Annotated in this window: 17 protein-coding genes and 1 pseudogene; 4 read left to right on the top strand and 14 right to left on the bottom strand. The window is 68.6% G+C overall.

The window, feature by feature from the left end; all coding sequences use genetic code 11:
- Positions 1 to 103 precede the first annotated feature (103 nt).
- A complete protein-coding gene (locus tag WD271_15165; GenBank protein ID MEX1009163.1) occupies positions 104 to 940 on the top strand; it encodes an IS1595 family transposase in 837 nt (278 codons plus the stop codon).
- 87 nt (positions 941 to 1,027) lie between these two features.
- Here WD271_15165 and WD271_15160 read toward each other — a convergent pair whose 3' ends face one another.
- Positions 1,028 to 1,210, bottom strand: a complete 183-nt coding sequence (locus WD271_15160; GenBank protein ID MEX1009162.1) for a hypothetical protein — start codon at positions 1,208 to 1,210, stop codon at positions 1,028 to 1,030.
- Positions 1,207 to 1,446: a hypothetical protein gene (locus tag WD271_15155; protein MEX1009161.1), complete on the bottom strand. Its 240-nt coding sequence runs from the start codon at positions 1,444 to 1,446 to the stop codon at positions 1,207 to 1,209. Before WD271_15155 ends, WD271_15160 begins: the two co-directional genes overlap by 4 nt.
- Before the next feature lie 18 nt (positions 1,447 to 1,464).
- Between WD271_15155 and WD271_15150 the strand changes: the two genes are divergently transcribed.
- Positions 1,465 to 1,614, top strand: a complete 150-nt coding sequence (locus WD271_15150) for a hypothetical protein (protein MEX1009160.1) — start codon at positions 1,465 to 1,467, stop codon at positions 1,612 to 1,614.
- A 21-nt stretch (positions 1,615 to 1,635) separates the two neighbouring features.
- On the opposite strand, the gene WD271_15145 is transcribed toward WD271_15150, so the two are convergent.
- The 4 genes from WD271_15145 to hemB form a co-directional block, all read right to left on the bottom strand.
- Complete coding sequence (locus WD271_15145; protein MEX1009159.1) at positions 1,636 to 1,926, bottom strand: hypothetical protein; 291 nt, start codon at positions 1,924 to 1,926, stop codon at positions 1,636 to 1,638.
- 2 nt (positions 1,927 to 1,928) lie between these two features.
- Complete coding sequence (locus tag WD271_15140; protein MEX1009158.1) at positions 1,929 to 2,129, bottom strand: type II toxin-antitoxin system HicA family toxin; 201 nt, start codon at positions 2,127 to 2,129, stop codon at positions 1,929 to 1,931.
- Between the two features lie 511 nt (positions 2,130 to 2,640).
- Positions 2,641 to 3,903, bottom strand: coding sequence for a glutamate-1-semialdehyde 2,1-aminomutase (gene hemL, locus WD271_15135; protein ID MEX1009157.1), 1,263 nt, complete (start codon positions 3,901 to 3,903; stop codon positions 2,641 to 2,643).
- Positions 3,900 to 4,883 carry a porphobilinogen synthase gene (gene hemB / locus WD271_15130; protein MEX1009156.1) on the bottom strand — a complete coding sequence of 328 codons (984 nt, stop codon included), beginning with the start codon at positions 4,881 to 4,883 and terminating at the stop codon, positions 3,900 to 3,902. Before hemB ends, hemL begins: the two co-directional genes overlap by 4 nt.
- Positions 4,884 to 4,921: 38 nt before the next feature.
- On the opposite strand from hemB, the gene WD271_15125 reads away from it, so the two are divergent.
- Entirely contained in the window at positions 4,922 to 5,473 is a 552-nt protein-coding gene (locus WD271_15125; protein ID MEX1009155.1) for a Uma2 family endonuclease, read from the top strand.
- On the opposite strand, the gene cobA is transcribed toward WD271_15125, so the two are convergent.
- The 5 genes and pseudogenes from cobA to WD271_15100 all read right to left on the bottom strand — a co-directional run bounded on the left by cobA (position 5,474) and on the right by WD271_15100 (position 10,389).
- The gene (gene cobA / locus WD271_15120) at positions 5,474 to 6,937 is read right to left on the bottom strand and encodes a uroporphyrinogen-III C-methyltransferase (GenBank protein ID MEX1009154.1); all 1,464 of its coding nucleotides are present in this window, start codon (positions 6,935 to 6,937) and stop codon (positions 5,474 to 5,476) included. It abuts the gene before it with no gap.
- Complete coding sequence (gene hemC / locus WD271_15115) at positions 6,934 to 7,806, bottom strand: hydroxymethylbilane synthase (GenBank protein MEX1009153.1); 873 nt, start codon at positions 7,804 to 7,806, stop codon at positions 6,934 to 6,936. The genes cobA and hemC overlap by 4 nt, the downstream gene beginning before the upstream one ends.
- Entirely contained in the window at positions 7,803 to 9,089 is a 1,287-nt protein-coding gene (locus WD271_15110; protein MEX1009152.1) for a glutamyl-tRNA reductase, read from the bottom strand. Before WD271_15110 ends, hemC begins: the two co-directional genes overlap by 4 nt.
- Positions 9,074 to 9,715 (bottom strand): bifunctional precorrin-2 dehydrogenase/sirohydrochlorin ferrochelatase, encoded by a 642-nt coding sequence (locus WD271_15105; GenBank protein ID MEX1009151.1) that lies wholly within the window; start codon positions 9,713 to 9,715, stop codon positions 9,074 to 9,076. Before WD271_15105 ends, WD271_15110 begins: the two co-directional genes overlap by 16 nt.
- Before the next feature lie 47 nt (positions 9,716 to 9,762).
- Positions 9,763 to 10,389, bottom strand: a pseudogene (locus WD271_15100) (redox-sensing transcriptional repressor Rex).
- 100 nt (positions 10,390 to 10,489) lie between these two features.
- On the opposite strand from WD271_15100, the gene WD271_15095 reads away from it, so the two are divergent.
- On the top strand, positions 10,490 to 11,194 hold the full coding sequence (locus WD271_15095; protein ID MEX1009150.1) for a hypothetical protein: 705 nt from the start codon (positions 10,490 to 10,492) through the stop codon (positions 11,192 to 11,194).
- A gap of 1,150 nt (positions 11,195 to 12,344) precedes the next feature.
- On the opposite strand, the gene WD271_15090 is transcribed toward WD271_15095, so the two are convergent.
- The 3 genes from WD271_15090 to WD271_15080 all read right to left on the bottom strand — a co-directional run.
- Complete coding sequence (locus WD271_15090; GenBank protein MEX1009149.1) at positions 12,345 to 13,190, bottom strand: SAM-dependent chlorinase/fluorinase; 846 nt, start codon at positions 13,188 to 13,190, stop codon at positions 12,345 to 12,347.
- A gap of 80 nt (positions 13,191 to 13,270) precedes the next feature.
- On the bottom strand, positions 13,271 to 13,465 hold the full coding sequence (locus WD271_15085; GenBank protein ID MEX1009148.1) for a helix-turn-helix domain-containing protein: 195 nt from the start codon (positions 13,463 to 13,465) through the stop codon (positions 13,271 to 13,273).
- 78 nt (positions 13,466 to 13,543) lie between these two features.
- Positions 13,544 to 14,504 (bottom strand): phosphatase (locus WD271_15080; protein ID MEX1009147.1); only part of this gene is annotated, 961 nt, incomplete at its 5' end.

The raw sequence follows: 14,504 nt of genomic DNA, 5'->3' as shown, positions 1-14,504 counted from the left end.
CGAAACACCCCCAACCCTACAAAAGGGGTATGACACTCACACGAACGACCCGGTGGGTAATAACATACTTGACTCACCTCAGCGTAAGTAGTACACTCACCATATGAGTGAGAACCCGCTTCCCAAAACGCTTGTAGAGGCAGTCCGCTACTTCTCAGACCCTGAGGTCTGCGTCGAGTTCGTCGCCAATCTCCGTTGGCCCAACGGTCCGACCTGCCCCGCCTGCGGCTGCCAGGAGTACTCCTACCTGACCACCAGGCGGCTCTGGAAGTGCAAGGCCAAGGACTGCCGCAAGCAGTACTCCGTCAAGGTCGGGACGATCTTCGAGGACTCAGCGATCCCTCTGGATAAGTGGCTGTGCTCGATCTGGCTGATCGCCAACGCGAAGAACGGGATCAGCTCCTACGAGCTGCATCGCGCAGTGGGCATCAGCCAGAAGTCGGCGTGGTTCGTCCTGCACCGCATCCGGCTGGCGATGCAGATCGGGAGCTTCGACCGGTTCGGGAGTGGCGAGGTCGAAGTGGACGAGACATTCGTGGGTGGGAAGTCGGAGTTCATGCACGCTGACGTTCGCGCTCGCAAGATCCAGGGTCGTCGTGGCGGGCAGTCGGGTAAGACGGTCGTCGCTGGCGCTCTCCGCCGTAGCGATAACGGGGAGCCGTCCAAGGTCCGCGCCAAGGTCGTTCCCGACAACAAAGCTGCCACGTTGCGCGCCCATGTTCGCGAGCAAGTCGAGCCTGGTACCACGCTCTACACGGACAAGCACCCCGCGTATGTGGCGCTCGCCGATGAGTTCGACCACGCGGCCATCGACCACATCGCCACCTACGTCGAGGGACGCGTGCACACGAACGGAATCGAGAACTTCTGGGCGCTCTTGTGGCTTGAAGGGCACCTACGTCTACGCAGACCCCGCGCACTTGTTCCGCTACGTGGATGAGCGAGTGTTCACATTCAACGAGCGCGGCAAGAACGACCTCGGAAGGTTCGTGACCGTGGTGGCCGCGGTATCGGGCCGCCGTCTGACCTACGCTGGATTGACAGCCTGACCTGAGCGAGCGCGGTCGATTTCGCCCTTCGGCACGGCTAGCAATGCCCGCGTAAATGCAACGAAGTTGTTGTATTCCGTGGCGCTCACGTCGTCCTCGGTGATCGTCTCCACGCGAAGCGTGACGCGCGTCGGATTGGCATTGTCGAATTGCTTGCTCATGGGGCACCTTCGGGTTGCACGGGGGGTGGGCCTACGGAGAACGGAACTGACGCTTGGTGGACGCCGTCGATCAGGATCTCGAAGCTATACGCGCCTGGTCCCGGAAGTCCGACGGTCGGCATGGGGAGCGCGACGTTGACGCCCGCTGCCTCGCCTGGCAACTGGTCGTCAGCCTGGAACGGATCGGCTGCGAATTCCGCCACAACCTCCGCGATCTGCTCTCCGTCCGCCGTCATCAGAATGATCCTGATGACATGCGGCGTATCGAGCTCGGTGGGATGGACAACGATCCGAAGCGCGACGGCCGCTCCGAGTGGGGCGGGGTACTCCGTTCGCCATATGCGGGTGATGCCGCCGCCGAGCACATGCAGCAGACCTTCGCGAACCGTCGCCCAGTCGCATAAAAGAGCGGCGTCGACGCGCACTTAGTTGTTGACGAGTTCGGGTGGCTCGACAGCCTGACTCTCGGGAGCGCCGGCCACTGGAACGAACACCGTGGACGCAGAGATGTTCACGAAGGCGCACACGCCTTGGACGGACACAGTGGTGTCGTCACTCACCAACACCACTTCATCCAGGAAGTGGTAGATGCCTTCGCGAGCGAGTTGCCGCAACTCCCGAAGCTCTTCCGCGGTCGCGCTGAAACCGGGAACATCGGGAGAGTCGGCCCACCACAGACCGTCCTCTTCGTGATAGTCGACGTGAACGGTTCGCATGGTCACCTCAGCTTCCCGTCGATCGCTCTGTGGGCATCGGCCTCAGTCAGTCCCACATCCTCCACGAGCACCTTCCGTACGAGCCCGCGCGGGATCGTCGCACGGTCGTGCCACGAAAATCCAAGCGTCGGGTAGTTCGGAGACTTCATCGTCCGATGCGAACCGTTCTGCCGGGCAACCACGTAGTCCAGCGGCTTGCGCATCAGGATCGCGAGCAGCTCGGCGCTCTTGAGGGATGGGAACACATGTGTCAACAGCATCCCACACGAAGCATGTTCCCGCGCGAATTCTGACCAATTCGCGCGCTTTGAGTTACAGGGATGGAATTACACCATTGCAACTTGAGTTCCGCCCGCGCCTCAAGGACGGCCTAAGGGGGCGCACATCGCTCCGGCGCTTGTCTAGATCCCAGCAACCCAGACGAACAAGCGATATGACAGTCCGGCAACGATCGCTAGCAATGGGAGCAGCCATAAGAGGGCGACCCCGATGCCCACGAACCTTGATGAACCGCGGCGCAGGTCTGTCATTGAATCGTTGCTCACCGCGACAGTGTGCGCCACCTCAGCCCCCGATTCAACCCCGTAGGTGAGCTAAGTACGTTATTACCACCCGGTGTGCCCAGCACGCCAAAGCCACCGAAGCTGGCCCACGCCCGCTCACTGGACGCGGAACCCGCTCCCACCGGCCGCGCGAACAAACCCGAGGTGGGCCCTAACCGCGAGCGGCCTCGTGGGCTGCGGTGATGACCTGCTCGAGTTCGGTGTCCCCGTGGGCGAGGCTCACGAACATCGTCTCGTAGCCACTCGGCGGGAGGAACACGCCGCGGTCGAGCATCGCGTGGAAGAACCGGGCGTACGCGGCGTGGTCGGCGGCCTGGGCATCCGCGTAGTCGTGCACCGGCGCATCGGCGAAGAACAGCCCGGTGAGCGTTCCCACTTGCACGACCTGGGTCTTCGTGTCCGCAGCCGCGAACGCGCTGCGCAGACCGTCGGCGAAGCGCGTTGCGCGGCCGGTGAGATCCGCGTACGTGTCGTGGTCGAGGAGTGACAGCACTGTGAGACCGGCGGCAGTGGCGACGGGGTTCCCCGACAGCGTCCCCGCCTGGTACACGGCTCCGAGCGGTGCGAGTTCGTCCATGACGTCGGCGCGACCGCCGAGCGCGGCGAGCGGAAATCCTCCGCCGACCACCTTGCCGAACATCGAGAGGTCGGGAGTGATGCCGTAGGCACCTTGCGCGCCGGCGAGGCCGAGCCTGAACCCGGTGATCACCTCGTCGAACACGAGCAGCGCGCCGGCCGCGGTACAGCGGTCGCGCAATCGTCGGAGGAAACCGTCGGCGGGTGGCACCAGCCCCATGTTCGCGGCGACCGGCTCGACGATCACCGCGGCGAGGTCGGAGCCGTGCTGCGCGAATGCTTCGTCGAGCGCGTCGTCGTCGTTGTAGGCGACGACGACGGTGTCGGCCACGGTTCCCTCGGTGACACCTGCGGAGCCCGGCAGTCCGAGCGTGGCCACGCCACTCCCCGCGGCAACGAGCAGCGCGTCGACGTGTCCGTGATAGCAACCAGCGAACTTGAGAATCTTCGAATGCCCCGTGGCGCCGCGCGCGAGGCGCAGCACCGTCATCGCGGCCTCAGTGCCCGAGGACACCAGGCGCACCTTCTCCACCGAGGGCACGCGCGCCACGATGGCCTCCGCGAGCTCCACCTCGCGGGCGGTGGCAGCTCCGTACGAAGTGCCCGCGGCGGCAGCGCGCTGCACCGCCTCGACGACCTTCGGGTGCGCGTGGCCGAGAATCGACGCACCCCACGACTGCACGAAGTCCACGTACCGTCGGCCGTGGGTGTCGACGAGGTACGCCCCCTCGGCCCGGTCCACGAAGAAGGGCTCGCCGCCGACCGACGCGAAGGAGCGGACGGGCGAGTCGACACCTCCGGGGATCACCGCGAGCGCCCGCTCGTAGAGCGAGCTCACGAGAGGCGTTCGGCGACTTCGCGTGCGAGGTAGGTGAGCACGAAGTCGGCACCCGCGCGTTTCATGGCCACCAGCACTTCGGCGGCGACGGCGTCGCCGTCGAGCCAGCCCTGCTGCGCGGCAGCCTTCAGCATCGCGAACTCGCCGCTCACGTGGTAGGCGGCAACGGGTACGTCGAAGCTGTCGCGCAGCGCGCGCACGATGTCGAGGTAGGGAAGCGCGGGCTTCACCATGAGTATGTCGGCACCCTCGGCGACGTCGAGCGCGGCTTCGTCGAGCGCTTCGCGGGCGTTGGGCGGGTCCATCTGGTAGCCGCGCCGATCCCCGAACTGCGGCGCACACTCTGCCGCGTCACGAAACGGCGCGTAGAGCGCCGACGCGTACTTCACCGCGTAGGCGAGGATCGCGGCGTGGGTGTAGCCGGCGTCGTCGAGCGCGCCGCGGATCGCGCCGACCTGCCCGTCCATCATCCCGGAGGGCGCGATGACGTCGGCGCCGGCGTCGGCCTGCGCGATCGCGATCGCTGCGTACCGCTCGAGCGTCGCGTCGTTGTCGACCTCGCCGTTGGGCGTGAGCAGACCGCAGTGCCCGTGGTCGGTGTACTCGTCGAGGCAGTTGTCGGCCATCAGCACGAGTTCGTCTCCCACCTCGTCGCGCAGGTTGCGCAGCGCGACCTGCACGACTCCGTCGGCTGCGTCGGCGCCGGATCCGGTTGCGTCCTTGTGCGCGGGAACTCCGAAGAGAATCACCGCGGGAACGCCGAGGTCGGCGAGCGCGCGCACTTCCTTGCGCAGGCTTTCCTGCGTGTGCTGCACGACACCGGGCATCGAAACAACCGGTTCCGGCGCGTCGATGCCTTCCTTCACGAACAGTGGCGCGACGAGATCGTCGAGCGAGACGCGCGCCTCGGCTACGAGACGCCGCAGCGCGGGCGTGCGGCGGAGTCGTCGCATCCGCCGTTCGGGGAAGCTCATCGGCACCGATGGTAGCTGTCGTACCCCGGCGTTACGCTGTGGCCGTGACCGTCACCAGCGAACGACTCACCCTCGACGAGTTCCTCGCCCGCGACTTCCCCCCGCGCACTCAGCTCGTCAACGGGGAAGTCGTGATGAACCAACCGAAGGCTCGGCACGACCGCATCGCCTTCCATCTCGCACGCCGGCTCGCCGAGTGGGTCGAGGAGAAGGGGTCGGGTGAGGCGGCCGTCAATCGCGGGTGGACGTCGACCGGCCCGAACTATTTCGTACCCGACGCATGGTGGGTGCAGGCCGATCGGATCACGCCCGGTGACGTTTCGTTGACGCCGCACTACCCGGACATCGTGATCGAAGTGCGGTCTCCGTCCACGTGGCGCTACGACATCGGCCCCAAGCGCGCTGCCTACGAGCAGGCGGGTGTGGCGGAGCTGTGGTTCGTCGACCCCGATTCCGAGACGGTGGCCGTCGACCGACGGTCGAAGCCAGATGCGCCGAAGTTCGACGTGCAGCTCGAGCTCGGGCGCGGGTCGGTCCTCGAGTCGCCACTCCTTCGCGGGTTCTCGATCACGATCGACGAGCTCTTCGACCGCTGATCAGCGCGACAGACGCGTCACGAGCGCGTCCACGAGTCCGTCGATCGTGTGTGGGTCGGCTTCGCCGTCCACCCGCAGGCCGCGGGCGCGTGCTGTCTCCGACGTGACCGGTCCGATCGAGACCACGAGGGGCTGCGGGTCGGGTATCGCGTCGAGCAGGTCGCAGAGGTTCGTCACCGTCGACGACGACGTGAACGTGATCGCGTCGACGCGTCCCTCGCGCACGCGTGCAAGTGCCTCGGCATCGGGCTCGGCCTGCACGGTGCGGTACACCGGGAGCACGTCGACTGCGTAGCCGCGCGCGGCAAGACCTTCCGGCAGCACGTCGCGGCCCTGTTCGGCGCGTGCCAGGAGTACACGCGCTCCCGCGGTGCTCGGATCCGGGAACGCGTCGAGGAGTGCCTCCGCAACGGATCGCTCGGGGACGAGATCGGCCACGATCCCGCGCGTCAGGAGCGCGGTCTCAGTACCGGGCCCGATCACTGCGACTCGCAACGGAGCGAGCGCGCGTGCGTCGAGTCGGACAGCACTGAGCCCGCGGTCGAAGAACGCGTCCACCCCGTTCGCCGAGGTGAACACCAGCCACTCGAAGCCAGAGAGGTCCGGGAGCGCGACGTGGACGGGTTCGATCGCGATCGCGGGGAGCTCGATCACCTCGGCGCCGAGTGCAGCCAGGCGCGCTCGCAGTTCGCTGGCTTGCTCGCGTGCGCGGGTGACCACGACCGATCGTCCGAACAGCGGCCGCGACTCGAACCACGCCAGGTCGAGCGCGGCGACCTCACCGACGACGATGGCGCTCGGTGCGCGAACACCGGCCCCGCCGATGGTCGCGAGTGTGGCCCGCACCGTCTGCTGATCCGAGCGCGTGCCGTTGCGCACCGCCGCGACCGGGGTCGCGCGGTCGAGCCCGCCGTCGATCAGCCGCTGGGCGATCTCTCCGACGTTCCCCGCGCCCATGAGAATCACCAGCGTGCCGCCTACGCGCGCGAGCGCGCCCCAGTCGACGTCGGTGTGTTCCTTCGTCGGGTCTTCGTGACCCGCCACGACCGTGAAGTGCGTCGACACCCCGCGGTGCGTGACCGGGATCCCCGCGTAAGCCGGCGCGCCGATCGCGCTGGTGATGCCGGGCACGACCTCGAACGGCACGCCTGCCGCCGCGAGCGCCTCGGCTTCCTCCCCACCGCGGCCGAAGACGAACGGGTCGCCGCCCTTCAGCCGTACGACGGTCGTGCCTGCGCGCCCGCGCTCGACGAGCAACCCGTTGATCTCGTCTTGGGTGAGCTCGACCCGGCCCGGCGCCTTCGCCGCCGAGATGAGCTCGGCATCCGGCGGGACGAGGTCGAGCAGCGCAGCTGACGCGAGCCGGTCGTACACGACGACGTCGGCGCGCGCGAGAGCGTCGGCGCCGCGCACCGTGATGAGGCGCGGATCTCCCGGCCCCGCGCCGACGAGGTAGACGGTCACGAGCGGAGCAGCTCCCGCCCGCCATGATCGAAGATCGTCTTCGCGACCGCGATGCCTGCTTCCACCGGGTCGGACGACTCGGCCTGCGCGCGCACCACCACGCTCCCGTCGAGAGCGGCGAGCAGTGCCTCGATCGACACGTGATGGCGGTGCACCGTCGCGAAGGCTGCGCACGGGAGCGAGCAACCGCCACCCAGCTGTTCGAGGTACGCGCGCTCTGCCCGGACCGCGGTGTGGGCGTCGGCGTCGTCGATCGCTGCGAGCCGGTCGAGGGTCGACGCGTCGTCGGCACGGCACTCCACCGCCAGCGCGCCCTGCCCGACCATCGGGAGCATCAGCGTCGTGTCGAGCCGTTCCGTTACGCGGTCGCCGAGACCCAGGCGATCGAGGCCCGCCGCCGCGAGCACGATGGCGTCGTGCTGCGTTGCCTTTGCGAGGCGTGTGTCGACATTGCCGCGTAACTCGGCGAAGGTCAGGTCGGGACGCGCGGCCGCGAGCTGCGCGCGACGCCGAACCGAACCGGTGGCGACGCGCCCACCCACGGGCAAGCCGTCGAACGTCGAGCCGACGAGCGCGTCACGCGCGTCGGCGCGCTCGGGCACCGCCGCGAGCACGAGACCCTCAGGGGTAACAGCCGGGAGGTCCTTGGCCGAGTGCTGCGCGAGGTCGGCTCGCCCGTCGAGCACCGCTTGCTGGACTTCCTTCACGAACATGCCGGTGCCGCCCAGCTCGTGGATCGGCACGTCGGTGCGCTGGTCGCCGCTGGTCCTCACGATCACCAGCTCGACTTCGCCGCCGAGGAGCTCAGCGACGCGCTCGGCCTGCCGGCGCGCCAGTGCGCTCCCACGCGTCGCGAGGCGCAGCTTCACGGGTCGTCGGGAGAGGGAGGCTCCGGCAGATCGAACAACTCGGCCAGCGCGTCGGCGTACAGCTCTCCACGCGCGGTTCCCGCGGCGTCCTTCACGCGGATCGTCGGCTCGTGCAACAATTTGTTCACCACGCCCTGGGTGATCGCGTCGACGGCCTCGCGCGCGGCGGGGTCGAGCGCGGCCAGCTTCGATCGATAACGCTCGAGCTCGAGCGTGCGCAGCTCCTCGGCGCGGGCGCGCAGCGCGGTGACGAGCGGCGCTACCTCACGCGCCGAGCGCTCGAGCCGGTGACGGTCGAGCTCTGCCGCGATGAGGTCGCGCACCTTGCCGATCTCCTGTCGGCGTTGCGCCAGCGACTGCTCGCCCAGCGCGCGCAGGTCGTCGATGTCGAGGAGCGTGACGCCGAACACCTCGCCCGCCCCGGGGTCGATGTTGCGCGGAACACCCACGTCGACGACGAGCAGCGCGCGTCCGCCGCGGCGCTCCATCACCTGCTCCACCTGGCTGCGTTCCATGAGCAGACCGCTGGCACCCGTGGACACGAGCAGCACGTCGCACTCGACGAGTGCAGAGGGCACCTCGTCGAGCGAGATCGCGCGTCCGCCCACGCGGCGCGCCAGTGTCTCACCGCGCGACATCGTGCGGTTTGCCACGACGATCTCGAGCACGCCGGCACCCGCGAGTGCGAGGGCCATGCCTTCCCCCATCTCACCGGCGCCGAGCACGAGCACGCGGCGATCGTCGAGCGTGCCGACGTGGCTGTTCGCGAGCGACACCGCAGCCGACGACACCGACACCGCGTGACGACCGATCGCGGTCTCCGTACGGGCGCGCTTACCCACTTCGATGGCATGGCGGAACGTACGGGAGAGCAACGGTCCGCTGGCGTCCTCGCGCTCCGCCGCCTGCCATGCCTCGCGCACCTGGCCGAGGATCTCGCCCTCGCCGATGATCATCGAGTCGAGACCGGCGGCGACGCCGAACAGGTGCGCCACTGCCGCGTCGTCGTGGTAGGCGTAGAGCAGGTCGGAGAACTCGTCGGGATCCACACCCGACACGTCGCAGAGAAAGTCGCGCACGTCCTGCATCGCAGGGTGGAAGAGCGTGGCGTGCGCGTACACCTCGGTACGGTTGCACGTGGAGAGCAGCACGACCTCCGCGAGGTGCTCGCACCGGCCGAGCGACTGCAGCGCCTTCGGGAGGTCCGCAGGCGCGACCGCCATGCGCTCGAGAAGTTCCACCGGCACGGTGCGGTGGTTGAGCCCGACTATGACCAGAGACATGCGCGCAGCGTCTCCTTGGCTTCATCTACACGACCGGCGCGGATCGATTCGAGCATGCCGGAATCGAGCGCCTGTCGCCAATCAACGTCTTCGGATGAACGCCCCGAGGCCCTGAGCTCTTCCCGGGCGTCGGAGAGCACGTCGAGCAGGGTCGCGTACTCCGGGCCGAACTCGTCCTCGAAGCGTGTCTTGAGGAAGGCGGCGAGGGCAGGGCTCCGGCCCCCGGTGCCGATCGTGAGGACGAGGTCACCGCGCCGGACGACCGACATCAACGTGAAGGAGCAGTTGGCGGGATCGTCCGCCGAGTTCACCCACACGTGTCGCTCCTCTGCGGCGAAGAAGACCGCGTGGTCGACGGCGGGATCACCGGTGGCAGTGGTCGCGAGCCACGCGCCATCGAGATCGGCGGGCTCGAACGTGCGGTCGACCAGCTCGAGCTTTCCGGCATCGGCCCAGCCGCGCACTTCGGAGCCCACGTCCGGCGCGATCACCTGCACGTCGGCTCCCGCGTCGAGCAGCGCCGAGATCTTCCTGGCCGCGATGCGACCTGCGCCCACGACCACGCACCGGCGCCCGTCGACGACCAGGTTCACCGGGTAGCCGGAGATCGCAGCGCGGCCGTTCATCGCGCGCGAACGCGAGCGCCGTTTCCGTCGCGGGCCCCCGTGGCCTGGCGTCGCTGCTGGTAGAAGGACAGGATCTGGAGCTCGATCGCGAGGTCGACCTTACGGAGTGACACCCCCGGCGGCGCGGAGACGACCGTCGGCGCGAAGTTGAGGATGGACGTGACACCCGCGTCGACGAGGCGGTCGGCCACTTCCTGGGCGGCGGGCGCGGGCGTTGCGATGATGCCGATGGCCACACCGCGCTCGCGTGCGAGCGCCGGGAGGTCGCCCAGCGCGTCGATCTCGAGGTCGCCCACTCGGTGTCCGACCTTGGCCGGGTCGGCGTCGAAGAGCGCGACGACCCGGAAGCCGCGGGCGCCGAACCCGCGATAGTTGGCGAGGGCCTGGCCGAGGTTGCCGACGCCGACGATCGCAACCGGCCAGTCGTGGGTGAGACCGAGCTCGCGCGAGATCTCGTGCAGCAGGTACTCGACGTCGTACCCCACGCCCCGCGTGCCGTAGGAGCCGAGGTAGTTCAGGTCCTTGCGAACCTTGGCGGCGTTGACCCCGGCCAGCTCGGCCAGACGCTCCGACGACACCGTGCCGATCTCGGCATCAGCGGTCTCGAGGAGCGCCCGGTAGTAGAGCGGCAGGCGGGCGACGGTCGCCTCCGGGATGCGCCGAGCGTCGGGAATGACTGCCTCCTCGGCGGCCGGGTGGCCCCGGCCTTCCGGACCAGGGTACCGACCTTGTGCATCTTTTCTCGAAGTTTGCGCGCCCTACGCTTTCCGACTGATGGTCGTGGCGCTGGCGTTCGTGGCGACGGCGGTCTCGACCCTGTTCGCGCAGGCGATGCTCGTCCGCTACACCCAGGAGCACCGGTCGCAGGACGGCGCCTGGGCGCTGGCGTTGGGGATGTTCGCCCTCGCCTCGGTCGCCCTGACAACCGGGACGGCCACGGGTTGGGACAACGGCACGTTCCGGGTCTTCTACCTGTTCGGGGCGGTCCTCGACGTGCCTTGGCTCGCCCTCGGCACGGTCTACCTCCTCGTTGCACACCGGATCGCGCATCGGATCCGGCTTGGCCTCCTCGTGTTCTCGGGTTTCGCTGCGGGAGTGCTGGCCAGTGTCCCGATGGAATCCGTGCACGGCACGGACATCCCGGTGGGGAAGGACGTGTTCGGTGCGCTTCCCCGGGTGTTGGCCGCCGTCGGCAGCGGCGTGGGTGCCGTGGTGATCATCGGCGGCGCGGTGTTCTCGGCGGCGCGCTTCGCAAGGGACCGGAGCGCTCCGGGGCACGGCCGACTCGCCGGCGCCAACATCCTCATCGCACTCGGGACCCTGGTGCTCTCGAGCGGGGGCCTCGTGCAGGGCGCGATCGGCCACGACGAGGCGTTTACCGCGAGCCTGGCCGTCGGGATCACCGTGATCTACGGCGGGTTCCTCCTCGCTGCCACCCGGGGTGGTGACGCCCGCGTGTTCCAGCACTCTGCCAGTTGAAGTCTCAGGTAAAATCTCACTGAGAGTGGTCGATTTTCCTCAAGCCCGCCGGAGGGACGGCCGATCTGCACAACGCGAGCGTCCCCCGGGGGGAAGCTCGAATGCTCCGGTACGCGGGTGCGGGCGGCGTGGACATCGGGTGACCGATGTTCGCGAAGCCTCCCAGCCCGCCCCAAGCCCGCCTGCACTCGCGTCCCGGACCTGAATACTCGCTCGCTGCGCTCGCCGCTTCCGCCCGAGCTGATTGTTCGCTGCGCGGATCCCGGAACGCAGGGACTGCGCATTTCCGATCGCAGTCGCTGGGCGAACGACGACACTTCATTTCCGATGGCCCAGTTTGATCGGCAGTCGATCCGCAGAACCTATGACACGGTGGCGGACGACTACGCGACCGCATTCGCCGACGACCTGAGCAACCTCGCCCTCGACCGCGCCGTCCTCGACGGTGCTGCTTCTCGGGTGACCGCTGGTCGTCCCGTCCTCGATATCGGCTGCTGTCAGATTTCCGTCAGGTTTGCGTTCCGCGGAACGCATCGACCCCTTGTGCCGCAACGATCGCGGGCTAGTGATCGAGCAGACGTTCGATCACCTCCCCGTATCGGGCCTGGGAGGCACGGATGGATGAGCGGGGAGGTGACGGAGGAGATGACCCGCACCATCCCGCCTGCGATCAGACGGGCGCTGCGCACCCGTGACACCACGTGCCGCTGGCCGGGATGTGACGAGCGGCTATATCTCGCCGGCCATCACGGCATCCACGGGTCCCATCTCGGTCCCACGAAACTGCCCGACCTCGTGAATCTGTGTTGGTACCACCACTTCCTCGTCCACGAAGGCGGCCTGGACGCTCGAGATCCGTCACGACGGGTCGCTGCACATCCTCGACCCGCACGGACAACTGCTCGGCGCGCCACCCTCGTATGTGATCGGCGCCGACGAACCCGATCTCGACGCGCACGCGGCGACACGAAGCGACGAAGGAGCGCAGTGGAGCTCGCCAGCGAGTGAGCGGCCAGTTCATCCAGGTCTCCCCGGATCCCGGCGAGCGAGGGAGCGAGTAATCAGGGTCCGAGTCTGAGGAAGAATTGGGACATCGCGGCGGCGAAGATGAGGGTGAGGAGCACGATGATCGTGATGGTGGTACCTCGCCTCATCGCTGTTCCTCGGGTTCGATGGTGAGCGTGAGCGTGGCACCCTCCGGCACCAGCGTCACCGCACTCCCGGCACGGAGTCCGAGCGCGGCGGCGGCGGACTCGCGGTCGAGGGCGATCGAGAGCAGCCCGTACGAGTCGACGAGCACCACGAGCTCCGACGGTTTGGCGTCGGAGTAGGTGTGCACCCAACGGGCGGCACGCACCTCACGCGGGAGACGCACCTCGACGCGCCCGCCGGGCCCCGTCCCTGCGGCTTCGAGTGCTTCGGGGTCGACGTTGAGCTGACAGTTCCCGAACCGGTCGACCCACCACACCTCGCCGGCAATCACCCCGCCCGGTTGTATGTCGGGAAGTCCGACGATGCCGGGGACCAGGCCCGCAGGGTCGACGTCGGGTCCGAGCTCCGCGAGGTCGGTACCCGCGGCCAGATGTCCGGCGGCTGGGGCCAGGACGTCACGGCCGGCGAAGGTCGGGCCCGGCGCGGGGAGCTGGTACTCGGGGTTCCGCAGCTCGACCACGCGTACAGGACCGCCGACCATGGCAACGGCCGGCGCCAGGAGGCCGTTGTCGGGCCCGAGGAGCACGCCACCCTCGACCTCGACTGCCAGGAGCCGCCGGTCGGTTCCGACGCCCGGGTCGACGACGGCGACGACGATGGTCCCCTCGGGCAGGTACTGCACGGCTCGGACGAGCAGCAACGCGCCGGCGCGAACGTCATGGGCCGGGATGTCGTGCGCAAGATCGACGATTCTCACGTCGGGGGCGATGCCGAGCATCACCGCCTTGCACACGCCGACGAATTCGTCAGCGTGGCCGTAGTCGGACGCGAATGCGATCAGCACTGAGGCTCGAGGCTACGCGCGTGCGTCGCGAACGCCGCATCGGATTCCACAGATGGCGGCGCGAACGTGCGCCGCGCGCGTCAACCGGTTTGGGTGTACCGCGAGCCGAGGTAGGTGTCGACGTCGACGTCGCGCACGCGGAACGACCGTCCCACGCGCACCGCGGGCAACTCGCCCGACTTGATGATCCGGTAGACCGTCATCGTCGAGACCCGCATCAGATCGGCGACTTCCTGCACCGTCAGGAACCGCGCCGTGGCGAAAGACTGCGCCACCCGCTCACCCCTTCCATTCCCGTCCCGCTACCGCGGTGGTGAGCGTAGGCCCATGCGGCCCGTGTTGCAAAAGACGCTCTAACGGCCCGTCCGTGACCCAAAGGGATCCGAGGGACGGACGAGGTCGGGGACGACAGGGTCGGGCTGGGGCGCGCGTACCGCTTCCTCCAGCAGTTCCAGGAGCGGGGCGTACGCCTGCGGGGGGCGGTGTTCATCGAGCGGGACGACCCGGACGGCCATGCCCCGCCAGGCGGCGACGGCCAGCGCGATCGCGTCGAGGCCCGCGAACGCAACCACCTCGAGACCGGACCCCGCGGCCGTGCCGGCGAACGCGCGGTCGCCGACCAGCAGGTCCGGCCGGGGGAGCAGGAACAGGAGCTCGTCCGCCGCGGCGGTCGAGTCGTCGGCGAGGAGGCTCTCGCCGTCGCTGACGGTGGCTACGCCGTCGACCCACCAGATCCGGCGGTCGCGCGCGTCGATCGGGCCCGACTCGGTCGCGCGCAGCACCTCGCCGCCCGCAGCCGACGCGGCGCCGAGCAGCGCTCGATGGAGACCGAGCAGCGACGCGGGTCTCCCCGTCGCGAACGCGATTCGTCCACCACCACGAGCGACTTCGAGCACGCGCGCGCACGCTGCCGTGAAGCCATCGACGGTGCGCGCAGGGTCGATGCGCGCGCGCGGGCCGTCGCCATCCCAGCCGAAGACCAGCTCCGCGGCAGCCGCGGCCTGGTCCATCGTGAGCTCCGCGAACGGAGGAAGTCCGAGTGTTGCGCCGGTTTCGCGACGCACGAGCGCGCGCATGATTCGGACGACGTCGTCGCGCAAGAAGCGCGCGCTGCGTCCGGCGACGTGAGCGTCCTTCAGACGCTCGCGCCGTGACGGCGCCTTCGGCGGTGCCGGCGTCCGGTCGCGCGCGGGGTCGGGGAGCTTGGGAGGGAGCCGCGACTTCGGGCGGCGCGTCACGAACGACGTCCCATTTCCCTCGACCGAAGGGTGGCTGCCTCGACCGCGTCGAGGATCGCGGCGCGCACGCCGTGCG

Source organism: Acidimicrobiia bacterium (genome assembly GCA_040880805.1).
Taxonomy (GTDB): domain Bacteria; phylum Actinomycetota; class Acidimicrobiia; order IMCC26256; family DASPTH01; genus DASPTH01.
Note: the sequence above shows the minus strand (reverse complement) of the source record. Positions and strands in the feature narration are given on the sequence as shown.